Raw genomic sequence first — 22,193 nt, 5'->3', positions numbered from 1 at the left:
GGAATCCATAACCACCAGCCGGGGTTATGGATTCCGGGCCTGGCCCTGCGGGCCATCCCGGAATGACGGCGGTGAGGCGAGGTACGCAAAAATCTCCCCATTCCGGACCTTGCCAATCGGGACAAGAGCGGTTAGTCAGAGCGCTCTTTCGCACCCCCTCCGGCTCCGCCGGGGGCTGCGTCGCGGGCTATGCCCGCGCTGTTTGCGAAACACGCGCCCGTAGCTCAGCTGGATAGAGCATCAGACTACGAATCTGAGGGTCGGACGTTCGAATCGTTCCGGGCGCGCCATTTGCGTACAAAACCACGAACATTTCCGTTCTCGGTCTGTTTGCCGGCAATGGCGGCTTGGAGGATATCCTTGCTGCCGATGATCCGGATCGTTTGGTCGTCGACCTCGACCGCATCGATGATCGAATGGATATAGCCTTTGCGGGTGTTGGTGTCGCCCGCATCGAGCTTCGCGTTCATCAACCGGGCGAATGCGTCGATCTTCTCTGCGTTCACGGCGGCTGCCATGCCGCATTGGGCGCGGGCATGATCGAGGGCCGTCTTGGCCCGGTCCCGTTGAGCTTTCAGAGCGGCGGTGCGCTCTCGCAGAATATCATCGAGCTCGACGATGCCGTCTTCAATCGAGCGGTAAAGCCGCTTCATGCGATCTTCGCAGTCGGTCAATTCCTTCTGCAAACCCAGCAGCCGGCCGTCCGCGGACTCGCTCTTTGCCGCCTGACGCTCGATCAGTGATTTCAGGAGGTCGGCGATGCGGTCAGGCGCCAGCACGCGCTGCTTGAGGTTGGTCAAGACGATTTCGTCCAGGGTCGCCGCCGGAATGTGCCGACCTTTGCAAACCGACTTGCCCTTCTGCTGGCAACCCGCACATGAATAATACGAGTACGACCGTCCCTGTCGATTGGTCGTCCCGGTCCGGGTCATTCCGGAACCACAGGAGGCGCAGACCGCGATGCCCGTCAGCAGTGAAGGGCCGTTCACGACCCGCGGCGGCGTCGTCTTGGGATTGCTGCGAGCGAGCTTCGCCTGAACCCGATCGAAATCGCTTTGCGCGATCAGGACGGGAACAGGAATATGGATCACCGTCGACGGGTCATGTGTCCTGCCATCCCGCGAGCTGCGCACGCCGTACGGCCATTGTCCGGTCGCGTAACAGCTGTTGGTCAGGATCTTGTGGACCGGCCCGACACCGAACGTCGCGCCGCGGCGGGTGCGGTAGCCATGGCTGTTCAGCCACTTCGTCGTCTCCTTGACGCCGAGCGGGCCGGTCTTGCCGTCGCCCTCGAGATAAAGCTTGAACATCAGCCGAACGGTTTCGGCTTCGACTGAGTCAATGTCGAGCTTCTTCTTGATCTTCTGCCCGCGCCGCTCAGCCTCGACGATCCGATAGCCGAGAGGCGGCGTCGCACCGTTCCAGAATCCCTGCTTTGCGGACTCGCGCATGGCGCGTGTTGTGTTTTTTGATATCTCTCTGGATGTGTGCTCGTCAAAGGCGCCGATGATCTGCCTAACCAAAATCTGGCTAGGATCGTCCCCCGTCGGCTGCGTGACCGAGACCACCGCGACACCGTGCTTGCGCAATTTGCGGATGGTCAGCTCCATCTCGGCGACGTTGCGGAAGAAACGATTGAATGCATAGAAGAGGATCGCGTCGTAGGGATGATGGGGCGCGCAGGCGCGCTCGATCATGTCCTGCAACACGGGCCGACGATCATCGGTTGCGGTCTTCGCTTCCACAAACTCCTCGACGATGACGTAGCCGCTCTGATCGGCGAAGTTTGCCGTAATTTTCCGCTGGCTCGGAATCGACGCTTCATTGGCATACTGGCGACCGGTGCTAACCCTGTAATAGGTCGCAACGCGCTTGGTCGCCTCAGTCTGCTTTGAAATCGAATTGCGAAAGACATGCTTGTTCATGGCAGAACTCTACGGAGACTCGATGCTGACGGCATTCCCAACACTCGATTCGTGAATCTCACCCGAGGGGTTGTCAACGGCTATTTTCCGGGGAAATCTTCAATACCAGCAAGCAAATCCTGCAGCTCTCGGCCAAGCAGGATCTCAATCGCGCGCAACTCGCGGTCCAGGATCGGCGGCGAGGGCGGCAGATCAAGTGTTACGTGAAAGTCCTCGGCTTGCGGCTGTCGGCGCCCTCTCTTCTTCGACACACCATCAGGAGTAGCCGCGGGAGCATGAACGCATGCGCCGACGGCCCTCGTCCGCCGCTTGATGCGCGACCGCGCCGCCATCGGCTTAGAGCTCATAGCTGAGCTCCCGCCGATGATGCCGATCCTTCTCCGTCTGCCGCTCGAGCGGTCGCGAACCCTCAATGACGTCGAGCGTGGAAATCTTGGGCGAGGCGCGCGATAGTCGTTCGGCAAGCCAGTTCTGGCGCTGGCTCGCCGAAAAGACCACATCATCACGCTGTTGATCGAAGGGCAGTTCGGCGGCGAGGCGCCGATCAATGCTCTTGGCGTCGACCACGAGCGCCGTCCGCTCCCGCGCACGGCTCGTCGCCACGTAGGCGTCGTGGCGATTGTAGCTGTGATCCAGATACACGACCGCATGATCGACCGTGAGGCCCTGGCAGCCGTAGATGGTCGATGCATAAGCCCAACCAAGACGGGGGCGTCCCTGCGCGTCGGCAAGCCGCATCGGATCGAAGGCAATTCGCCGCCCCTCGATGTCGGCTTCGATGATGATCCGATTTTCATCTACAAGGGGCGCGGCGGCTTCACTGACCTTGATGATGGTCGCGGTAGAGCCATTGACCACGCCAAGTTCGTCATCGCGGACGAGGAACCTGATCTTGTCCCCGGCCGCCAACGTAATCTGGGTTGAGTGGCCGGACGGCGTGGCCGCGGTGAAGCTAACTTCGGGGCCCCGGATGATGCCGCTGTGCTTGAGGCGCTCGCGGGCGGCCTGTGAGATGGCGGCCACCGCGGCGTTGGACTTTGCAAGGATCAGGATCGAGGCAGCGGGGTCGCCGGAATGGACTTGCTCAGCCGAATCCAGCACCTGAGCGATGGCCGCCTTGGCGCCGTCGGCTTCGATCAGCAAGCCCTGCTCAGCGAACGCCTCGAGCGCGGACACTGACTGCCCGGTGCCGAAGGCTGTGATGGCTTCGCGCGCCCAGGCCTCGCGCTGGCGAACAATGTTGTTGACGCGCGCAGCTTCAACGGCGCGCGCCACCAGATCCAGGCCAGGACCGGCGCCGATCGCCTGGAGCTGCTGCCGATCCCCCACGAGGATGATCTTGGCGCCGGCTACGGTGACGGCGCCAAGCAGCGCATGCATGTCCCGCGAGGACAGCAGGCCGGCCTCGTCGACAATCAAGACCGTCTGCTTGTCGAGCACCTTCTCGCCGGCTTTGAGCCGCGCGATCCAGGAGGCCGTTGCCCGGGCTTCGATTCCGAGGTCATCCCGGAGCATGTTGGCGATTCGCCACGCGGATGCGGCGCCGATCACCCGGCATCCGGCCTTGGCGTATCCCTCTACAACCGGCGCGAGGAGCGTCGACTTGCCCACCCCGGGGGCGCCTTCAACGATGGCAACCGCCGAGCTTGTCGTTGCGGCGAGCGCTGCGTCCGTCTGCTCGGCCATGAGCCCCAAGGCTCGGCAACGGTCTCTCAGCGCCCCCGGATCGACGAAACGCCAGGACTGCTTTGCGAGACGTTGCGCCTGTTCGACGACCTCTCGCTCGATTGCGAGCATCTCCGGGGTCGAGTAGCAGGGCAAGCCAAGCGCATCATGCCCAATTTCCACGAACGCGCCTTGGCTCAGCAGGCGGTTAAATTCGATCTCCGCGCGCTCGACCAGCAGGCCGGTGCCGACCAACCCGGCTGTCACCGAGCGCAGCAGCTCACGCCGCTCGATGACGCTCTCATGTTCCGTGAGGCTCGCCGGCAGGGCTGTCAATCGCTCCGAGAGGACCCGTTCGCCCGCTTCCTGATCGAGCGTGTTTGATTGGTCCCTCAAGTTCTCGGCGAACGACTCGGTATCCAGGCCGAACGACCGCGCGGCATCGCGCCAGACCTCCTCCCGCCCGACGCTCTCGCTCTCGCGCTTGCTGCTTCGCGTCGCCTTGGCGATGGCGGCCGCAAGCGCAGTCGCCTGGCCGCTGGTTACGCCGTGTCCAGCGAGTTCGTCCTCGATCTCCTGGCGCCGCGCGCTGAAATACTTGATCGTCGCATCGTCAACGCCGGCGATCTCGAACACGCCGTTCTTGCCGACGCGGTCGATCGCGAATCCGATCTTCTCAAGCTCATGGGCCAGCGCGGCGTGATACGTCGCCCCGGCCGCCATCTTGAAATCGCGGATGATTTTCGAGTGGAGTCCGCCGACAGTATGATCGCTCGGACGTGTCGCGATGTTCAGGCATACGCAATGCGTGTGCAGATTCGGATCGGCAAACACACGCCCGTCACTGTGCTGAGCTTTTCGACTTTCCCCGTGCTGAAAAGTCGCCGAGGACAACGCGACTCCTTCCAGGAAGGCGCCCTTGAACCCGCGACGCGCCCATGTCGCCTCGCGTTCCAGCATGGCGAGCGTGGCCCGAACCGCCTTCTGCTGAGCCGCTTCGATCAGACATTTTGTATCGTACGATCCAAGGCCCCAAACGAGGCTGACCGAACGCGGCGCGCTTAGGGTGATGTCGAAGGCGGGCGTACGCTCTTTGTGGCGGCGAATCTGTTCGAGCAGCGGAGCGCCACCTTCATCGCGCGCATGATACAGGCGATCGAAGGTGACGCGGTCGACGCACGATCCGTCGACGAGACCAAAATCCCCGGCCGGCGCGTACCAGATGCCGGGCGGCTCGCCACTGCCGGCGTAATACTCCGTCTCACGCTGACGCGTGTAGTACGAGCTCGCCGCTGCTGGATTCCAGGTCGCAACCACGAAAAAGGCCCCCGATGGAGGCCTTCTTCAATATGCATATCTCCAGCAAAGGCGATTGAATCAATGCGGCCGAATTAATGAAGTTATTTCAATTGCTTGGATCCCGAGCGTTGCTGGAGAGAACGAGCCGCTCGAATGTGCTGTATGCTTTGGAAGCTCAGTCCGAAGGCGCCACATGCGTGCCCGCTTCTTGTTTCGACTTCCTCAAGAGAACCGATCAACCTCGCCGCGGTTGTCCAGGCTGCCTCGCTCTACGGCACTCAAGTCCGTTTGATGAGGGTTCCAGAAAACTCCTCCAGACGAGGGCCCTCTGTACGCGTCCCCGCATCGATCGGCTTGCCCCCGACGTTGGAGAGATCCGTACGTCGCTATGGCGTCCAAATTTGGTGACGTTCGCGATGGCTTGGATAAAGCGGCGCTATTTCTCCTCGAGACATTTGATAGTTCGCTTGCCACGGCCTGACCTGAATGGCACGCAAAGAGCTTTCACTGTGACCACTAAGCCCAAGACCTTGAAGCGCGGCTTGACGCCTTCTAAGTCAAGGGACGCCCAAGCTACAGCAAGGAACACGAATGTCAGACCTCTATCCCATCATGAAGCGCAAGGCCTACCGTCTCGCCGAGACCATCATCGCCCCGAAGCACCACGGCGAGGATCTGCTACGGACCATCATGTCGGACAGCGGTGAAAGCCGTCAGCCGTTGTTTCTGGCAATGCTGCCGCAGGTCATTCCGGCAGAGGCGCACCGCCAAATCCTGCTCGACGGCTTGGCACGCGAATATGCCGGCGCCGATAACTGGATGGCCTACGTCGAGAGCGAGACGTCCAAGTAAACAATGCGAAACGGCCCAGGCCGATGAGTTTCGGTATCCACATGCACCGCGATAGCACTGAAGGTCGAGAGCCAGAATCAATGCTACCGAATGATGAGATGACTTCGAGGTGTTGATCTGATTAGAAGGCCCGTGTGTTCGCCAAGACCCGGGGCTGGTTCCAACAATGAAACTCTCTGTTGCGGTGGCTGCATTCCTGAGCGCCGCTTCGAGCGCCGCCGCTGCGCCAATCGAGCTTACGTGCAATGGCACGCTCCATCAGTACCTTCCAACTGTAATCCACGCGGCGGTGTCTCCAACAGCGACACAGGTTGATCTGGAAACTATGCGCATCAGCACGCCGTTCGGGCGCTATGGCATAACAGGCGTCGATAAATCATCCGTCAGTTTCAACGGGACGTGGAAGGGCTTTCTTGTGGCCGGCTCGCTTGACCGGACATCCGGCGAAATGAACATGCGGTGGTTAAGCAGGGAAGAGCAGACCAAGCTTGATCGCGGGGAGAAGGCGCAGATGGGAATGTCCGCCGATTTAAAGTGTTCGGTAGCGTCTCGGCTGTTTTAACTCGCAAAAAGCAACGATGGAATCATGACTTGCTCGCTTCCGGCGCATGGCCGCATTTCTTGCTCGATCTATCATTCCGACCGATTCTCGTTCGATGAAACGCGGACGCTGAGCGCAGATCAAGCTTGGCGGATAACCGCAAATCCGCTCGCTTGGGGGAACACCGAACCTGAAGTCCTCATCCTGGGCTTCTCGAAGGGTCCCAGCCAAGCTGGCGAGCTTCAACGGCTTCCTCATAATGAAATTCCATACCGAAAGGGCCGGAAACAGGTCGGCAAGATTCTGGCCCATGTGGGTCTGCTTCCGGCCGCCCACCCCGAGGAGCTAAAGGACCTCGTCGATCAGACGATTGCCAATACGCAGGGCCGCTTCGGATGGGGCTCGCTGGTCCGCTGTACCGTCGAGCGCTTCGACGGGAAGACATGGGTCGGCAGTGGCGGGATGATCGACGAGTTCATGAAGCATGAGTTTGGCAAGCGAATTTCGCATGCTTGCGCGACCACGTTCTTGCGCAACCTACCCGATCGAACGAAGCTGATCATCATGTTCGGTCTTGGCGCTAAGGGGAGCTATGTGTCCGCAGCGCGCCGTGCGATCGAGGCGGGGCGGCCTGGTACTTGGCGAACCGTGAACGAGGTTGCGTACACCGATGGACAGATAACCGTCGTTCACGTTGAGCATTTCGTCTCGCAAGGGGCGAACATTCCGAATTGGCTAGGGCAGAACAACCATCCGCGCGCGAAACTCGGCATGATGGCACGTGAGGCAGTCTCCTTTGGGCTGGCTTCTGGAAACGAGAACACGTCGAAGAGCGCATGCTGAAAGTCCTTTCACTCGCAATTGCGATGCTCAGCCTCGGATCGATTTGTCCAAGTAGAGCCGATGAGTGTGATGCGATGGCCGGCGAAGTCGCTGCGCGCGTACCAGGCGTTAACGTCGGCCGGCGAAGCTCGGTGGTGATCTTTCTCTCCCATCCATCCGTAAAATATGCCTCGATCGGCTGCTTGCCCTTCAGGAATTTTGTCGCCGTCGTAGAGGGGAAATATCCGAAGACTGACTATTTTGATTTTCTCGGCGCCGCCGGTTCAGTCGTGCTCCATGGCGGGGCGGATAGGGTTCGAGAGGGGGCGATACGCTGTCTCAAGAGGACGTTGTCGAGGCCCGACGAAGACGTGAGCTTAGATTTCGCGGGTTTGTCGTTTAGCTGCTCGGCAAGCAAGCTCTCTTCTATTGTTACCGTGCAGACGCAGTAGCGCAGGCACGACTGGATCGAGACCAGCCCTTCCTCCGAACGTCATCGGCCCATGCGCAGAGCCCGTATCGCGCAAGGACCCTGCGCACGAAGTGTGCCTCCGGCGTAGACATTCCTGAGTTTCAGCGTACGTGCGCGAAAGATCGTGGCGTATATTAAGTGTGCCTCCGCTTCCGCCAGACCCGCATCGGCCATTCCACTTCAAGCACGTCGCCGAGCCCAAGAACCAGAGCCATGACCTTTCGGTGGGCAACGCCAAGTCGGTACGCAAAGTATTCAGCTCGGACGATTGGCACTTCTCGTATCCGTTTCGTCGTCACGCTTTGCTCAGTTCGGCCTGCCGGCCCCCGTTCAACGGTCAGCGTCACGTCCGCCTCGAGAATCGAGCGCTTGCCAATCGTCTGTTCGGCAAGCTCCGTCGTCTCGGGACCTTGGGTCTGCGCGCAGATGATCTTGGTCCTGAAACGCTGGAAGATACTGGGAGCCGCATCCTCATAGATCCGCTTGAACTGCGCGATGTCCTGGATGGCGGCGATTGTAGATGCACCCTTGTTCCTTGCGACGTCCAGGAGCTCGGGCCATCGCCGCAGCCGGCCCAGCGCAGGGGCCTCGTCAAGGACGAAGTTCCGGATGCGCGTTTGGCTCACCGGCAATCTGTTGTCGCCGACCGCCGCCGTAATGAAATCGACGGCCATCCCGATCCAGGCCGCGCTGGTTTCCGGATGACGACCGGACCGCTGAACGATGACGACCTTGGGCTGGTTCGGGTTCGATCCGCTAACCCATTCTCCGAACGAGAATTGCCGCTCGCGGGGAGCGTCGACCCATGCTTTTGCCAGCGGTCGGAGCACGCGCAGCACGCTGCCACGGAACGTCAACAACAGCGAGACCGTGGTCTTGCTGAGCTCGCCCGATGCATCGGATTCAATGAGACCCGACGCCGGGCGATAGTATTGCTCGAATTCGGCCTTCATTTGCGCAGGCTCGCGGAGGCAGGCCATATAGAGCTGCGGCAGCCCCCACGTGTCGCCGCATTTGGCTTTGCACACGATCATGCTACCCGCAAAGAGCGTTGCGGCACCTTTGCCCCAGAACGCTTCGCTGGTTTGCCCGATGATCTGTTCGGCCGCGCTTTCGCAATCGCTGTCATCGCGAAGATCCCGCCCCATCGCCCAGGCAAACGTTCCCGGACGATCTGGATTGATGACGGCGAACTGATCGTTCTCCATCGGAAATCCGTCTAATATCTCGCCAGTCGTGTCGTGGACGAACAGGCCGTAATCAGCGGTGGGATTTCGCAGCAGTCGGCCGATCATTTCTTCGAGCAGATAAAGGATGATGCGCGTCTTGCCGGAAGCAATGGCACCGAGAATCAAGAGGTTTTGAACCTCCATGACGCGCGGGATGAACACGCCTGGCAGCCATTGTATCGTACGATCGGTTCCTTTGTGCTGTTTGCCCACTAGCTCATTGGCGCTCGCAATCGCGGCCACGCCTTTCAGGAGCTTGAGCCCTTCGTAGTGCTCACGACCATCCACAATGGGTGTAGCGCGACGGCGCATCCGAAACGCGATAATCCCCGACATGAGCGCAGCAAGCGCCACGCCGACCAGCCGCGGAAGCGTTTCGCGAAGCAGATCGTCAGCGGACAGGGCGGCGAGCAGGCCGTGCGCGTTGATGTTGGATACCAGATCGGTAACGCCAAGTTCGACCGCCATATCCTGCCGCCACGCCGTCGGCGGGATGAGGGCAAAGGACAGCGCGAGCCCGAGCAGGCATGACAGCATAGCCGTGCCAATGAAGGCGAATGCCGCTGGCGCCGCCGGGCGATATTCATAGTTTGCGAGACGTTTCATGCCAGTCAATCCACCAGGCGGCCGCGGTGGCGCCAAATCACGATTGGCGCTCGCGCGGGAATGAACTGCGGGGGAAGATGCTTGTTGTCGTCGTAAAGCTGCTGCCGCGGAATGTGTAGTTGCTGTGCAAGAGCATCCCAGTCCATGTCATGGGTCGGGAAATACAGGCAGCCGTCGGTATACGGGCTCAACCGCGCGCACCGTGGCCATGTGCTGCGCTCTTGATGCCGCACAATTTCGATGTGCGTCAGGGTCCATCTCCAGGCCTGCGGGCTCGCAACCGCCATCATGACAATCACTGTGGTCAACACCAACGTGATCACCGTCATCTGCGCAGAGGACGGCAACAGCCGCCATCGCTCGCGCCATCCGAGCGTCTCACGCTCGGGCTTTGGCGGCGAGGGAGGCACCGGGCAGCTGATCTCCGGTGCGATCGCGCCGACGACCTCGCGATACTGGGCGGCGGTCAAACGTGCCAGTGTCTTAGCTGGCACGCGCACGAATTGCGCCGGCGTCATCTGCTTGAGGCGATTCATGAGCTGCCGCGATTCGCTCGTGGCGTCTCTCTTCACCTTCGTCACATCCTTGCGGAAGAGGGCGCGGCGATCAGCCATCGCGCTCTCCCGAGAGGAACGGCAGGATGCGGACGATCTCGTCCTGCATGATACCCGACCATTCGGCGATATCTTTGACCAGGATTTTCGCTTCGTCGCGCGGGCGGCCGGTGCGGCGGATCGCCTCCGCATAGTTATCGACGTGCCAGGCGACGACCGTCGAGGGCAGCGCCTGCAGGCGCTCGAAGATGGCCATGCTGCGTGCGCGCACCCTGGGCATCTTGATCACGGGATAGCGCTTCGTGGCGCCCAAGAAGGCCTTGCGCGTGTCCCCGTCGACGTAGCGGATCGCCTCGATCGGATCGCCCGCGTAGTAGTTCAGGACCACGACCGTGGTGGCATTGGGCAGGTTGCGCTCGATGCGCTTGAGCTCGCGGAGCATCTGCGAGGCGGAGTCCTCACCGGCTTTGCATACCACGAGCGCCAATACCTGCAGGCCCAGGCTCGTGATATCCTCATCGAGGTCGAGGTCGGTGATGCCGGCATGGAACAACGGCGCGAGCGCGCCGCCCACTTCGAGCAGCACGGACCGCTTGGACTGCGGCATATCGGTGACCGCGCGATACCAGGGCGCGATGAGATCGCTGGGAACGAGATCCTCTCCGCGGCTCTCCCGATGTTCCGGAACGAGCAAGCTCGTGACCGTAACACCGGACTTCATGGCAAGCTTCTTCTTGGAATCCATCTGGAAGAGATCGAGCGGCTGTTCCGCCAATGCGAAAGCAGTGACGAGCTGCAGCGCGGTCGTGGTTTTGCCCGCGGCGCCTTCATCGGAGCTCAGGATCACGCTGACAGGACCGCTCTCGACGAAGGAGATGTTCTTTTTCTCAATATTCTGGTTGTTCATTCTTGCCACGTTTCGGTTGGGGCTGCGCGACGGCTTGGTTGCGAGCTTGCTGGTTTCAGGATGCGCGATACGTTTTGGAGAAAGGCGCCGCGCCGAATGACGCGGCGCCATCGATGCTAGGCCCCCGACTTGGCGCCGGCCCGCAGCGTCGCCAGGATGAGCTCGCGGTCGCGACCCTGCCGAGTCCGCTCACGCGCCCGCCAGTATTCGGCCTGCGGCAAAGGCAGCGCGATGGTGTGATAGGCTTCGATCGGGATGACATGCGCGCCATCGATCAGATAAGTCGCGTCCTCGATTGCCCGCACGAGCTGCACATAAGTCGGCCGGATCATGTCGACCACATCACGCGGCAGCAGCAGCGGCAGGCACAGCGCACGGAAGAACGTGTGCTTCATCCAATTCTCGCTATCGTTGCTTTTGGGGATGTCCAGGTGCTCGGCGAGCGGCTCGAGATCATCGCGCGAGATCGTCAGCTCGGCAGCGCCGAACGTGGCCATCTCCGCCGCCGCTCCCCCAGCGAGGAGACGGCTCTTCAGAGCGGGCTTTGCGGCGATCCGGGCGCGATAGCTCTCATCGATGTAGCCGGCATGCCGCCCATTCTGCAGATCGATGATGAGGTAGTCGGTCGGGATGCCCGCGGACGCGGCCACAACGACGTGACCGGTCTCGTGCACCAGGAGGCGGCTCATGACGGGGATCTCCTCAGTTGCGCTCGCGTCACGCGGGAGGGGGTAGGCGTTGAGATTCGGCAGCATGCTTGGTTGGTCCTTCTCAGTTGACAGGCGCTTTGATCCGCCCGGCCCCGATCGTGCGGGCAGCGCGCCCCGCCCGTCCAAAGAATGAATCGACATGGAAATGAGTTGCTTTGTCAGTGCCTTAGGGGACGTCCGGGGGCATGGCGACGACGGCAAGCGAGCCTTCCAATCCCTCGACGATGGCGTAGCGCCGACCGTCGTACTCCTCGACCGTAACCTCCCGCGTTGCCCGCGCGACACGAATCATCCCGTTCGCTATTCTCGCGATGCTCAATGCAAACTCGAATTTCGCGGGCGAGATGACCTTGCTCAGGATCTCGCGGAGATTGATCTGCAGATCGGAAAGATCCGTTCCCTCCGGCTGGGCTGCCAGCAGTTGGTTTGCGGTTTCCAACAGGTCGCGGCGGAGTTCCGCGTCAACGCCCATCACGATCCGTCCGACGAAGCGCGCCAGTTCGAACGTCCTTCCGAAGAAAGCTCCGTACTGCATCCAGAGCTCAGCCGGGTTAATGTCGGCGAAGATCGCGACCTGACAGGCCTCATTCACCGACAGGTGCGTGCTGGCATCGTTATAGGCCGCCTCCAGCTTTCGGTCGGCGGCTTTCGCGTTCATGCCGGAGGCCTTGCGTCGGGCGGTGAGCACCAACTGTGCGCGCTGATAGGCGCGAAACAGGATTCTCACCGGCTCCGTTTCCGCGCGAATGGCGTCGGTCAGCCAGTCGTTCGCATTGTGCCCCTGGCCCCCGCTTCTCACCGCGGCGTACTTGTGCATTGCCCACTGCGCGAGCTCATCCTCCGTACTGAATGCCGTCAGGCTCGCAAGGTGCTCGCGACCCGTGACCAGCCGGCTGGGGATGTCGCCGAGCCCGATCGGCATAGCCGCGAGCTCCGATTCCGCGCCGGCAGCGCTGCCAAGAAGCACCCTGAGACCATGAGAGGTCAAAAGCATCTGCACTGAAAGCGCGACCTTGAGCCGTTGCACGATGCCTTCGTGCTTGTACTGTCCCGACGTACTCTTGGTCGTCGGAATCTCGTTGAGGACGGTCATCGCGAGATTGCTGTTGCCCGTCTTCAACACCGTTGGACGAATGTTGATGGCCGCGAGCGGCGCCGGGATGTCGCCGTACTCCCTCTTCTCCTTGTCCCGCTGGCGCTCGGTAGCCGTCTCGCGCAGCTTGCGGCTGCGCTCACGCCTTGCGTCTTCATCTTTCGGCCGTGTTTCTTTGCCCGTCTTCGCCTTCCCTTCCTGCTCCTTTACTGAGTACGCCGCCGATTGAGCTACGTGATCCGAGGTAATCGCGGAATCCCTGAATCCGCCGATCCGGATAAAGAGCGTGTCGATCTCGCGCGAAGCCGTGATTCCGACAACCGGTCTGTCCTTGAACATCCCCAGCACACCGTCCGTGACGAGACCGTCTTCCTCTCGCAGCCGGACCGGGAAGATCGTCAGGATCTTGTCGCGCACCATGCGCTCCACGGCTCCAACCAGTGCCCAATCGCCGATACGAAAGCGGATTGGAAGGGTTGTCGTAGTAACGTCGAAGGGAAGCTCGAGCTTGGCCGAGCACTCAAGGATACCGGGACGCTCGCCGTTGGAGGACAACATCAGCCTCGCGATCATGTCGCCGATGAGCTTTCGCTGAATGCGCGCTCCGCCGGGCTTTGCGCCTGCGGCCTCGACCGCACAAATGAACTTCCAGGCAGCATTCATGTTCGAGTCTCCTTCCGGGATGTGGTGGTTTTCTTACGCTGCCTAAGGCACGAGCCGCTCGTGGCAATCGCCGCAGACGAGATTCGCTGCGGGTTTGGCCCAAGCGTTTTGCTGACAGCGCGGGCACCGATAGCGGGTCTTGCTTTGGCGCTTCTTCAGCGCGACCTTGCGTTCGGCCTTCGTCGCGCGCTCGACGTAGGCGAGCGCGAACCCCTTCGCGATCAGCTTGTCGGCGGCGAGATCAAACAAGCCGCCGGGCCTGATGTAGTGCGTCATCCGCTGGCCCGTGCTGTTTCCGCCGGGGCGCCCGGTGTCGGACGGGACCAGCCCGATCTGCAGCATCTTCGCCGCCCATTCGGCATTGTGGTAACCGGTGCGTGACGGCTTGCCATAATGGTGCTGCCACTGATGGGCGAGTTCGTGCGCGAGGGTGGAAAGCACCTTCTTGGCGCCGCGTTGGGCGAAGCTCGCCGGGTTGAGCGCGATCTCGTCAGTGATAGTGGTGCCATCGGCGGAACGGAAGCGGCGTCCGGCGAAGAAGCCCAACGCGCGCTTCTTCCGCTGCAGCGTGATGAGACAAGGCGGCAGCTCTCCGCCGAAGAGCTTATCGTTCAGAGTCGCACACGCACGACGGAGCGGCTGGTAGGACTCCGGAATCGGATCAATTTTCCGCGCTCTCGTCGAATGTCCACGGCGCTGTTTCGTACGATCCATGCGCACGCGATTCGCGCGCGGCCTGGAGTGCGCATTCCTCTTCGCTGCGGCCATCACGCCGCTCCGTAGCTGGAGATAACCCGCGACTTCGTCGGGATCTCCTCGCGGTTCTTGACCAGCCACCCGATCAGGTCTCGTGCCCAAGCACGGCGCATCGATCGTGTCAGTTGGTCCAAGCCGGTGGCGGTCACCTCGTAGAGCGCAGCCTCGATTTCCATGGGCTTGATGTGCTGACCGGCATACCAGCGGGCCTTCGCCCAGCTATAGTCACAGGCGACGATGACCGCGCCGGTCGGCAGGGACGCCTTGGCGCCTGGCTGCAGCTCAGGACCGGAGAAGGCCCAGCCGTTCTCGCTCGTCGGATCGATCGTGTGGATCTGCCGGCGCCAGCTGCGGAGATTCGTTTCTGCAGACCACCGACGGGACGGCGACATCGCGTCGATCGCAGCTTTCGCTCCGTTGTGGTGGTGCACAACGAATTTGTCGATCTCCGGTATGGCTACGGTAACCAGATTGACGTCCAACCCCTCGGGCATGGTCTCGACTCAGAATTTGTTAAGCGTCGAGCGCTCAATTGCTGCCCGATCCGCCTGAGTGGACCAGAACTGGAGCAGGGTCATAAGGCGAGTAGGTCGGGGGGAAACCGCCCGCGACGGCAGGACCGAAGTTGGAGCAATTAGATGGGCCTGAGACTTCCGATCTTTCCCTATCATGCCGCTCAGGGCAAAGAAGCTCCGAGGCGAAGCGCTACGTCCTATCACAACAATAGGGCACGAGTGGCGCTTGAGCGATTTCAGGCCGTCTTGTCGCGCGAAGACGTGAAGAGCGATGCGTTTAACCTAATCCGAGGCCGACTGCGTCTTATCAGGCGCAACTGGTTTCGGTCCGTTGAGTTCGAGGAAGATGATGAGGAATACCCCGTCCTCAACCGTCTGCTCGACACCGTTGGAAAGCACGGCACAATCCTCGTGCCTGATGTCACGCACATCGTCGGCAAGAAGGATGAAAAGCGCTTGTCGACGTCACCGGTCACGAGGCAACTGGTCGAGAGAATCGATGCGGAGAACATCGAGATTTTGCCGCTGGTCTTGAAGCTCGAGAGCAAGACATACGACTTGCGCAAGTGCGCCAAGTACGATGAGCCAGGCAAGGTTTTGTTTGAATTGATGCCCCAGATTGCGATGGATACAACTGAATACCTCAAACGCGCTCTCAACGGTAGCCAGGGAAAGCGCAGGTCGCTCTAAGCCGATGACGAGCAGAGAAGAGCTGATGGGCTTGGTCCGTGACGTCCTGCCGCCGCCAGAGGCAGGGACGATCTGGAATGTCCAAATTGTAGATGACGTCCAAGAAGCTGGCGCTGAGCGCAACCCGCGTCCAGTCGTGCGAGTCCATCGATTGTGGCGTGAGACGGTGCATGATGCGGGACTGCGCCGGGTAACCCGGCACTATCCACTCGGATTGGATCGCGTGCCGGATCAAGCAGTGCCGCTACCGTTCCTGCTGAGAAAGGTGCGGGCGTGGCATGGCATCACGCTAGAACGTGTTTATAGTCGGGGACACTTCACCGGACAGCTAACTGTTGGCGAGGCCTATGTTGCACAGACAGAGGATGGCTTGGGCGTCGCAGCCGACGAAGAACTGGCGTCTGCCGCGCGAACAGCGTTAGCGATGCGCTGCTCGCAGCTTAGACGCCTCTCGTCGACGAAGGTAGAAGAGGCGGAGCTGCGCCATAGGATCCGCGATCTCCTGCATAACCGTCACAGGGGGCGCTCGGCCCACGACATAATGCATCCCGTGTCTCTTGAGCCATTCCGAAAGCACCTACCGAGCAATGCGATGCACAGGCTCGAGCTCCAAGGACTAGGCCCGTATGTCGCCCCCCTGAGAGTTCTAGAGCTGGAATGCGCTGAGGCCGTGCTCCATACCCCCGCCGCCGGCATTCCGGACATCATCTATGAACTCGATATCGCCACCGCTGCGGCGCGATCGAATAGCGGCGGTTGGTCCGAGACGGTTGTGCAGTCTGACGAGACGCTCTCTGATCTGGACCTGGAAGCTCTAGCCAGCTTGGCGTGACCGGCATCGATCTACTCAAATCCGACACATGAAGCGGGGCGGATTTCCCCCCGACCTGCTCGGCTTACTACCTGATTGCAGGTCTGCTTTTTTCGCGCATCACGTTTGTCGCGCCTGCAGGCTGCTGAAGCCGTCAGAATGGTATTCGTATGGGTAAAGTTGCTCAGCTCAAGCGTAAGCTGCCAAAGCCCGCAGACGCCCCCTTGCGCGCGCAGACGGATGATAAGCGTCCGTTCTTGGTAATCGATGACGCCGATCGCCCTGCCGCAGCTCGCCAGCTTGCAAAGCATCTGGCCGCGGGTTCCTTCTTCTTCCAGAGGGCTACTACGCTGGTTAAGGTCGCTGAGGATGGTCAAGACGCTGTTGCGAAGCCAATCAATCAGCATGATGTCGTGAACTACACGCATCTTGTTTGCCGACCGGTCAAAGAGAAGATCGTCGGCGGCGAGATCACGTTCGAGCGTGTGACCTTACCCAGTCAAGTCGCGCAATTGTACCTCAACTTGCACGACAAGTGGGGCACGGGCAATCTGCAGGGCATCTGTCGCGCCCCGATCCTTTCGGATGATGGTTCAATTCGAGCCGCACAAGGCTATGATGCTGAAACCGGATTCTGGTGCCTGGGCATCGAACTGCCCAGCATTCCGATGCGTCCCTCCCGGCAGCAGGCGGAAAAAGCTCTCGCTCGGCTGCGTCGCACCTTCGCAACATTCCCCTTTAGGGACGCGAACTTCGTGAACGGCTCCGGCCGCAAGCAGGTCGTGGACCTCACGAAGCCGCCGGGCGCCGACGAATCGACCCACCTTGCCGCGATCCTTACGGCGGTCAGCCGCCCCAGCCTGGCGCTTGCGCCCGGATTCGTCTTTTGCTCGCCGCAGTACTCCGGCGCTGGCGTTGGAAAAGGCAAACTGGTCCGAGCCATCGCCAGGATCGCATATAATGTGGCGCCGAGTCCGTTCACAACGGCGGGCGACCGCAAAGAGCTCGATAAGCGCTTGACCGCAGCGCTTGTCAGCGCTCATCCGGTGATCTTTCTCGACAACGTAAACTCGGAGATCATCAAATCGAATCTCTTGGCGCAGATCGCAACGGAGAATCCCTGTGGGATTCGCCCGTTTGGGAACAATACCAACCTGGTTAGCGTCCCGACCAACACCTTCCTCGGAATCACTGGTAACGCCATTCGTATTGCTGAAGATCTGACGCGACGCTTCTTGTTCGTAAATCTCGACGCTCGCTGCGAAGATCCCGAGAGCCGGTCCTTTGACGGCGATTTCCTCGCGAGCATTCAGCGTAGCCGCATCGAGCTGCTCGCTGCGGCCCTGACCGTTTGGCGGTGGGGACGCCTCAATCGCCTCAAACCCGGCTTGCCTCTCGGGAGTTTTGAGCAGTGGGCGGCATGGTGCCGAGACCCGCTAATCGCCTTAGGATGCGCTGATCCAGTCACCAGGATTGTTGACGCCAAGCGCGACGATCCCGATCGTCTGCAGGTGGCAGAATTCTTCAAGGAATGGCATGTCCGGTATGGTGAAGGCCAGCTCACCGTCAATGAGCTTGACATCAAGCTTCGGCAACTGGCGGCCGGACATGGTGGAACGCGTCAGAAATTCCAGACCTTTGTGGCGAGCCTTGCCGGCACGCGCGCGGCGGGCTTCGTCATGATCAAACATCCGGCCATCGGAAAATGGAGTCCTGCGAAGTATTCGCTCAAGAGCACAGAGCAGTAAGCGAGTTGCAATGGCAGCGCCGCGTCAGCCTAAGGACGCTAGGGGCCGGGCCGCCGCTAGACAAGGCGCCCAACGACATTCGGGCAACCAATCTTGTCCTACTCGCTAGAGAGGCGGCTATCGCGGCGCCGCCGAAGTCATGAGGATCATAGGGGTCATACGGTCCGTAGATCCCGGCGCGGCCGATCGCGGCCTGCCTGGTGGCAAGCTGAGCGGACTTCAATCCACTACAGGGATCATAGGGGTCATAGGGGGCATAGGGTCCAGACTGTCCTCCTCGATCCGCCCTCTGATCGACTGGCTCGGCTACGATGGCTACATGTGCGGACACTTTGCGGATTGTTGGCATGCAGGCCGTCTACGGTCCTTCGACAACCGATCCATGGCCTACCACCCTAGAGCTGTTCTCGCTGGCCGGCGCGGGGCGCGAACCCCAAGTTCGCAACGGACGCTGTGGCGCCGGTAAGCGATGTCTGCGGCCCTCAGACTTCCTGATCCATGAGATTCCGGAAGACCCGCAGAGACTTGGTCATCTCGTCGCAGATTATCCGCAACTTCGGCCTCGCGATGTTTCGGTCTCGTTCTGTCAGCGTCAGAATTGCCTCAAAGACCTCATCTGAATAGTAGGCAAGCAGCAGCAGGTGTTCACCTCTCGGTCCGCAACTGCCCTCAAGCCAGTTCTTGATGGTCCTTTCGCCTGCCCCAGTCCACTGCCGGATCTTCTTCGTCATATGTGGCGTCGACCTCGATCCCTTCTTCAAGGCCTCGCTTACGGCCCGTGCGTAAACCAGTCGGGGTGCATTGTCGCCACTCCCGTTGCGAAAAATTCTGCCTGTTTTTGGCAACATTTTTCCAATCCCTTCTAGTTAGATACTTGACACACTCGCGGAGTAGCGATCCTCAGCATCCCCTCAGCTCGCGCCACGTCCAAGCCAAAGACCGGTTAGTATCGTGGAACGCAAAGAAACGTCGAGAACACCGGCTTTCAGCCAGCGGACAGGGGATCCACACTCCCTTCGATCGCTTCGCGCGGCGCAGTATGTCCGCATGTCCACGGAGCACCAAAAATATTCGACCGAGAACCAGTCTGATGTGATCAAGCGCTATGCCGCACAGCGGGGGCTCGAGATCGTCCACACCTATATCGATGCCGGTCGGAGCGGGCTCAATATCGAGGGGCGGCCCGGACTGCAAAGGTTGCTGGCCGACATCGAGGGCGGAGGGGCCGACTTCTCAATTGTTCTCGTCTACGATGTCAGTCGCTGGGGACGGTTTCCGGATTCCGACGAGGCCGCGTTCTACGAGTACCGCTGTCGCGCTGCCGGCGTGAAGGTCGCATACTGTGCGGAAGAGTTCGAGAATGACGGCAGCATCGGATCCGACGTCCAAAAAGTCGTCAAGCGACGTATGGCGGCCGAATACAGCCGAGAACTCTCAGTCAAGGTTTTCGCTGGCCAAAAGCGGCTGATTGAGTTGGGCTTTCGCCAAGGCGGCCCGTCAGGCTTCGGCCTGCGCCGTCAACTCGTTGATGACCGCGGCGAATGCAAAGGAATCTTGCAGCGCCGACAACACAAGAGCATTCAGACCGATCGTGTCATCCTGGTGCCTGGGCCGCAAGAAGAAGCAGAGATTGTTGTCTGGATATATCGGGATTTCGTGGAGCGACGGCTCAACGAGGTCGCGATCGCAGACAATCTGAATAAACGAGGCATCCAAACTGACCTCGGGCGGCCCTGGACCCGCGGGACCGTCCATCAGATCCTCATCAACGAGAAATACATTGGCAATAATGTCTGGAATCGTGGCTCGTTCAAACTGAAACAATGCCGCGTCCGAAATGATCCGCAGTCTTGGGTGCGAGCTGACAATGCATTTCAACCGATTGTCGACCGGATGCTGTATGACGCGGCTCAAGCGATCATCGACGCCCGCTCACAGCGGATGACCGACGAGGAAATGCTCGTCTGCCTTCGTCAGTTACTTCTTGCCAACGGAGCTCTTTCCGGACTGCTGATCGATGAAACGGACCGCTGCCCATCCAGTGGCGCCTTCCAGCGGCGCTTCGGCAGTCTCATCCGCGCCTATCGTCTGGTCGGTTACACCCCCGAACGGGACTTCAGCTATATCGAGATCAATAAAGCTCTCCGGAAGCTCCATCCAACCGTCATCGAGGAGGTCGTCAGCGGGCTTAAGCGCTTTGGCGGGTGTGTCCACCTTCAGGCATCCAGCGAGTTACTGATCGTGAACGACGAATTCTCCGTTTCTGTCGTGATCGCGCGCTGTCGCGAGACTGCCGGAGGTGCGTTGCGATGGCGGGTTCGACTGGAGCGGAGCCTGATGCCCGATATCACCGTCGCCGTCCGGATGGACAGTTCAAACATTTCGGCGCGAGACTACCTGATCTTGCCAACCCTAGACATGAATGAGCGAGTGTTGCGCCTGCAAGAGCACAACGGCATCTCGCTCGATGCCTATCTGTTCGATTCGATGGAAGCTCTCTTCGAGTTGGCAGAGAGAGCCCCTCTCAGGGAGGTTGCGTGATGGCAGAAAGCAGTTCGCTTGCCGTGCAGATCGTTCCTATCTCACAGGTATCGGTCGTCAACCCGCGGATACGCAACAAGAAGAGCTTCCGGGAGCTGGTCGAAAACATTGCTGCGTTGGGCCTCAAGAAGCCGATTACGGTCACCAAGCGAGAGGAGCACCAGGGGGTTAGATACGACCTGGTCTGCGGTCAGGGACGCTTGGAGGCGTTCATGGAGCTGGGGGCCAGCGAGATCCCGGCGCTTGTCATCGAAGCCAGTGTTGAAGATTGCATGGTCAAGAGCCTGGTTGAGAACTGTGCCAGGCGCCAGCATCATGCCATCGACCTACTCCACGACATCGGTGGTATGAAACAACGTGGCTATACCGATGCGGAGATCGCCAAGAAGACCGGATTGTCGCTCGAATATGTACGCGGGGTCGGCCGCCTGCTCGCGCAAGGTGAACAGCGTCTGCTGAGGGCGGTCGAAGCTGGACATATTCCGGTGAGCGTTGCCGTACAGATCGCGGATGCCGACGATATCGGTATCCAGGAAGCGCTTCATCAGGCCTACGAACGAAATCTCTTGCGGGGCCGAAAATTGATGATCGTGAAGCGCATTGTCGAGAGTAGGCGGCGTCGCGGGCGAGCAATTCGTGGGAGTGGCCCGAAAGAGATGTCACAGCGACTATCCTCCCGCACCCTGCTCCGTGCCTACAAGGAGGATACGGATCGCAAGCGCCTCCTGATCCGCAAGGCGGATGCCACTCGAAATCGATTGCTCTTCATTGCTCATGCAATGCGTGAGCTCTTTGGAGACGAACGGTTTGTCTCCCTCCTGAAGGCGGAAAAGCTCGATTCCGTGCCAAAGAAGTTGTTGGGACGGATGGAACGAGGAGACGTCGGATGATGGCCAACAAACCTGATCGGCGTCCTATCACAATGGCGTTCGAGAAAGAGCGCGTGAACCTTCCTGTTGGCGCTATTCAGCCGCTCCGCCTGATCAACGACGCGGTAAAGAAGACTCCGAAGTACAGCCAGATCCAATCCTCCGTACGAGAGATCGGTCTTGTAGAGCCGCTCATTGTCGCGCGAGATCGGAGCGAAAAGGGCAAGTATCTCCTTCTCGACGGACACTTGCGGCTCGCGGTCCTGCACGAGCTGGGGATCACGGAAACGACGTGCCTGATCGCGACGGACGACGAGGCGTTTACATACAACAAGAGAGTTAGCCGGATCGCAACCGTTCAGGAGCGCAATATGATCCTGACCGCGATCAAACGAGGTGTCCCGGAAGAACGCATCGCGAAGGTGCTGAATGTGAACGTGTCTCATGTCCGGCTAAAGACGCGCTTGCTAGATGGCATATGTACGGAAGCGGTCGATCTGCTCAAGGACAAGCACGTCCCGATTGCAACATTCGCAGAGTTGCGGAAGATGCAGGCGATGCGACAGATAGAGGCGGCCCAACTCATGGTCGCCATGAACAAGTTCTCTATCACGTATGCGAAGTCCCTGGTGGGAGCCACTCCGCAGTCGCAATTGGTTGAAACGGCAAGACCAAAGCACGTCGAAGGCCTTACGGATGAACAAGTCGCATTGATGGAGCAGGAATCCGCGAACCTGGATCGCGAATTTCGTCTCATGGAACAGTCGTATGGCGCCGATCATCTCGATCTTGTCGTCGCAACTGGCTATCTTCATCGCCTGCTTGAGAACGCGCGGATTGTGCGCTACCTCGCTCAGAACTTTCCTGAACTCCTCGCCGAATTCCAGAAGATCGCCGAACAGCAGAAGTCGGCGGCCTAGGAGCT

At 60.2% G+C, this 22,193-nt stretch carries 21 protein-coding genes, 1 tRNA gene and 1 pseudogene; 12 read left to right on the top strand and 11 right to left on the bottom strand.

What is annotated here, in order from left to right:
* The first annotated feature begins 213 nt into the window (after nt 1-213).
* A tRNA-Arg gene (locus K410_RS0133285) sits at nt 214-290 on the top strand.
* Nucleotides 291-347: 57 nt separating this feature from the next.
* Entirely contained in the window at nt 348-743 is a 396-nt protein-coding gene (locus K410_RS41125) for a hypothetical protein (protein ID WP_028138879.1), read from the top strand.
* Nucleotides 744-800: 57 nt separating this feature from the next.
* Here K410_RS41125 and K410_RS41120 read toward each other — a convergent pair.
* From K410_RS41120 to mobF, 3 genes and pseudogenes are all read right to left on the bottom strand, one after another.
* Nucleotides 801-1,925 (bottom strand): annotated as a pseudogene (locus tag K410_RS41120) (recombinase family protein); the annotation flags it as partial.
* Nucleotides 1,926-2,005: 80 nt separating this feature from the next.
* The gene (locus tag K410_RS37630; protein ID WP_155253232.1) at nt 2,006-2,272 is read right to left on the bottom strand and encodes a hypothetical protein; all 267 of its coding nucleotides are present in this window, start codon (nt 2,270-2,272) and stop codon (nt 2,006-2,008) included.
* Entirely contained in the window at nt 2,262-4,907 is a 2,646-nt protein-coding gene (gene mobF, locus K410_RS0133265) for a MobF family relaxase (protein ID WP_049819931.1), read from the bottom strand. The genes K410_RS37630 and mobF overlap by 11 nt, the downstream gene beginning before the upstream one ends.
* 573 nt (nt 4,908-5,480) lie before the next feature.
* On the opposite strand from mobF, the gene K410_RS0133260 reads away from it, so the two are divergent.
* The 4 genes from K410_RS0133260 to K410_RS0133245 all read left to right on the top strand — a co-directional run bounded on the left by K410_RS0133260 (nt 5,481) and on the right by K410_RS0133245 (nt 7,556).
* Nucleotides 5,481-5,741 (top strand): hypothetical protein, encoded by a 261-nt coding sequence (locus K410_RS0133260; RefSeq protein WP_028133751.1) that lies wholly within the window; start codon nt 5,481-5,483, stop codon nt 5,739-5,741.
* Nucleotides 5,742-5,907: 166 nt separating this feature from the next.
* Nucleotides 5,908-6,303: a hypothetical protein gene (locus K410_RS0133255; RefSeq protein ID WP_028133750.1), complete on the top strand. Its 396-nt coding sequence runs from the start codon at nt 5,908-5,910 to the stop codon at nt 6,301-6,303.
* Between the two features lie 24 nt (nt 6,304-6,327).
* Nucleotides 6,328-7,125, top strand: coding sequence for a hypothetical protein (locus K410_RS37625; RefSeq protein ID WP_245269326.1), 798 nt, complete (start codon nt 6,328-6,330; stop codon nt 7,123-7,125).
* Entirely contained in the window at nt 7,119-7,556 is a 438-nt protein-coding gene (locus tag K410_RS0133245; protein ID WP_049820424.1) for a hypothetical protein, read from the top strand. The genes K410_RS37625 and K410_RS0133245 overlap by 7 nt, the downstream gene beginning before the upstream one ends.
* 154 nt (nt 7,557-7,710) lie before the next feature.
* Here the strand turns inward: K410_RS0133245 and K410_RS37620 are convergent, their stop codons facing one another.
* The 7 genes from K410_RS37620 to K410_RS0133210 form a co-directional block, all read right to left on the bottom strand.
* Nucleotides 7,711-9,411, bottom strand: a complete 1,701-nt coding sequence (locus K410_RS37620) for a type IV secretion system DNA-binding domain-containing protein (protein WP_049820423.1) — start codon at nt 9,409-9,411, stop codon at nt 7,711-7,713.
* A gap of 5 nt (nt 9,412-9,416) precedes the next feature.
* Nucleotides 9,417-10,025: a hypothetical protein gene (locus K410_RS0133235; protein WP_028138876.1), complete on the bottom strand. Its 609-nt coding sequence runs from the start codon at nt 10,023-10,025 to the stop codon at nt 9,417-9,419.
* A complete protein-coding gene (locus K410_RS0133230; RefSeq protein ID WP_155253798.1) occupies nt 10,018-10,983 on the bottom strand; it encodes a hypothetical protein in 966 nt (321 codons plus the stop codon). Before K410_RS0133230 ends, K410_RS0133235 begins: the two co-directional genes overlap by 8 nt.
* Nucleotides 10,984-10,988: 5 nt before the next feature.
* The gene (locus K410_RS0133225; protein WP_028138874.1) at nt 10,989-11,561 is read right to left on the bottom strand and encodes a hypothetical protein; all 573 of its coding nucleotides are present in this window, start codon (nt 11,559-11,561) and stop codon (nt 10,989-10,991) included.
* Nucleotides 11,562-11,748: 187 nt separating this feature from the next.
* Nucleotides 11,749-13,338 carry a hypothetical protein gene (locus tag K410_RS0133220; protein WP_028138873.1) on the bottom strand — a complete coding sequence of 530 codons (1,590 nt, stop codon included), beginning with the start codon at nt 13,336-13,338 and terminating at the stop codon, nt 11,749-11,751.
* A gap of 42 nt (nt 13,339-13,380) precedes the next feature.
* The gene (locus K410_RS0133215) at nt 13,381-14,106 is read right to left on the bottom strand and encodes a SprT-like domain-containing protein (RefSeq protein WP_245269579.1); all 726 of its coding nucleotides are present in this window, start codon (nt 14,104-14,106) and stop codon (nt 13,381-13,383) included.
* On the bottom strand, nt 14,106-14,588 hold the full coding sequence (locus K410_RS0133210; RefSeq protein WP_155253797.1) for a hypothetical protein: 483 nt from the start codon (nt 14,586-14,588) through the stop codon (nt 14,106-14,108). The genes K410_RS0133215 and K410_RS0133210 overlap by 1 nt, the downstream gene beginning before the upstream one ends.
* 144 nt (nt 14,589-14,732) lie before the next feature.
* On the opposite strand from K410_RS0133210, the gene K410_RS0133205 reads away from it, so the two are divergent.
* The 3 genes from K410_RS0133205 to K410_RS0133190 all read left to right on the top strand — a co-directional run bounded on the left by K410_RS0133205 (nt 14,733) and on the right by K410_RS0133190 (nt 17,858).
* Nucleotides 14,733-15,299: a hypothetical protein gene (locus K410_RS0133205; RefSeq protein WP_155253796.1), complete on the top strand. Its 567-nt coding sequence runs from the start codon at nt 14,733-14,735 to the stop codon at nt 15,297-15,299.
* 670 nt (nt 15,300-15,969) lie between these two features.
* Nucleotides 15,970-16,131 (top strand): hypothetical protein, encoded by a 162-nt coding sequence (locus K410_RS40075; RefSeq protein ID WP_155253795.1) that lies wholly within the window; start codon nt 15,970-15,972, stop codon nt 16,129-16,131.
* Nucleotides 16,132-16,280: 149 nt separating this feature from the next.
* Complete coding sequence (locus tag K410_RS0133190; RefSeq protein WP_028138868.1) at nt 16,281-17,858, top strand: hypothetical protein; 1,578 nt, start codon at nt 16,281-16,283, stop codon at nt 17,856-17,858.
* A gap of 482 nt (nt 17,859-18,340) precedes the next feature.
* Here K410_RS0133190 and K410_RS37615 read toward each other — a convergent pair whose 3' ends face one another.
* The gene (locus K410_RS37615) at nt 18,341-18,589 is read right to left on the bottom strand and encodes a hypothetical protein (RefSeq protein ID WP_049820421.1); all 249 of its coding nucleotides are present in this window, start codon (nt 18,587-18,589) and stop codon (nt 18,341-18,343) included.
* Between the two features lie 220 nt (nt 18,590-18,809).
* Here K410_RS37615 and K410_RS0133180 point away from each other — a divergent pair, with 220 nt between their 5' ends.
* The 3 genes from K410_RS0133180 to K410_RS0133170 are packed head-to-tail and all read left to right on the top strand — an operon-like array spanning nt 18,810 to nt 22,188.
* Nucleotides 18,810-20,399, top strand: coding sequence for a recombinase family protein (locus K410_RS0133180; RefSeq protein ID WP_283805939.1), 1,590 nt, complete (start codon nt 18,810-18,812; stop codon nt 20,397-20,399).
* Nucleotides 20,399-21,289 (top strand): plasmid partitioning protein RepB C-terminal domain-containing protein, encoded by an 891-nt coding sequence (locus tag K410_RS0133175; RefSeq protein ID WP_028138866.1) that lies wholly within the window; start codon nt 20,399-20,401, stop codon nt 21,287-21,289. The genes K410_RS0133180 and K410_RS0133175 overlap by 1 nt, the downstream gene beginning before the upstream one ends.
* The gene (locus K410_RS0133170; protein WP_245269577.1) at nt 21,286-22,188 is read left to right on the top strand and encodes a plasmid partitioning protein RepB C-terminal domain-containing protein; all 903 of its coding nucleotides are present in this window, start codon (nt 21,286-21,288) and stop codon (nt 22,186-22,188) included. Before K410_RS0133175 ends, K410_RS0133170 begins: the two co-directional genes overlap by 4 nt.
* The last annotated feature ends 5 nt before the right edge of the window (nt 22,189-22,193 follow it).

Source organism: Bradyrhizobium sp. 22 (assembly GCF_000482425.1).
Lineage (GTDB): Bacteria > Pseudomonadota > Alphaproteobacteria > Rhizobiales > Xanthobacteraceae > Bradyrhizobium > Bradyrhizobium japonicum_B.
This window is presented reverse-complemented; position numbering and strand designations above follow the sequence as displayed.

Bases quoted from the DNA above. Each gene is read 5' to 3' on its own strand.
- K410_RS37630 (WP_155253232.1), bottom strand. From the start codon at position 2,272: ATGAGCTCTAAGCCGATGGCGGCGCGGTCGCGCATCAAGCGGCGGACG.
- K410_RS0133260 (WP_028133751.1), top strand. From the start codon at position 5,481: ATGTCAGACCTCTATCCCATCATGAAGCGCAAGGCCTACCGTCTCGCC.
- K410_RS0133255 (WP_028133750.1), top strand. From the start codon at position 5,908: ATGAAACTCTCTGTTGCGGTGGCTGCATTCCTGAGCGCCGCTTCGAGC.
- K410_RS37625 (WP_245269326.1), top strand. From the start codon at position 6,328: ATGACTTGCTCGCTTCCGGCGCATGGCCGCATTTCTTGCTCGATCTAT.
- K410_RS0133245 (WP_049820424.1), top strand. From the start codon at position 7,119: ATGCTGAAAGTCCTTTCACTCGCAATTGCGATGCTCAGCCTCGGATCG.
- K410_RS37620 (WP_049820423.1), bottom strand. From the start codon at position 9,411: ATGAAACGTCTCGCAAACTATGAATATCGCCCGGCGGCGCCAGCGGCA.
- K410_RS0133235 (WP_028138876.1), bottom strand. From the start codon at position 10,025: ATGGCTGATCGCCGCGCCCTCTTCCGCAAGGATGTGACGAAGGTGAAG.
- K410_RS0133230 (WP_155253798.1), bottom strand. From the start codon at position 10,983: ATGGCGCCGCGTCATTCGGCGCGGCGCCTTTCTCCAAAACGTATCGCG.
- K410_RS0133225 (WP_028138874.1), bottom strand. From the start codon at position 11,561: ATGAGCCGCCTCCTGGTGCACGAGACCGGTCACGTCGTTGTGGCCGCG.
- K410_RS0133220 (WP_028138873.1), bottom strand. From the start codon at position 13,338: ATGAATGCTGCCTGGAAGTTCATTTGTGCGGTCGAGGCCGCAGGCGCA.
- K410_RS0133215 (WP_245269579.1), bottom strand. From the start codon at position 14,106: ATGGCCGCAGCGAAGAGGAATGCGCACTCCAGGCCGCGCGCGAATCGC.
- K410_RS0133210 (WP_155253797.1), bottom strand. From the start codon at position 14,588: ATGCCCGAGGGGTTGGACGTCAATCTGGTTACCGTAGCCATACCGGAG.
- K410_RS0133205 (WP_155253796.1), top strand. From the start codon at position 14,733: ATGGGCCTGAGACTTCCGATCTTTCCCTATCATGCCGCTCAGGGCAAA.
- K410_RS0133190 (WP_028138868.1), top strand. From the start codon at position 16,281: ATGGGTAAAGTTGCTCAGCTCAAGCGTAAGCTGCCAAAGCCCGCAGAC.
- K410_RS37615 (WP_049820421.1), bottom strand. From the start codon at position 18,589: ATGACGAAGAAGATCCGGCAGTGGACTGGGGCAGGCGAAAGGACCATC.
- K410_RS0133175 (WP_028138866.1), top strand. From the start codon at position 20,399: ATGGCAGAAAGCAGTTCGCTTGCCGTGCAGATCGTTCCTATCTCACAG.
- K410_RS0133170 (WP_245269577.1), top strand. From the start codon at position 21,286: ATGATGGCCAACAAACCTGATCGGCGTCCTATCACAATGGCGTTCGAG.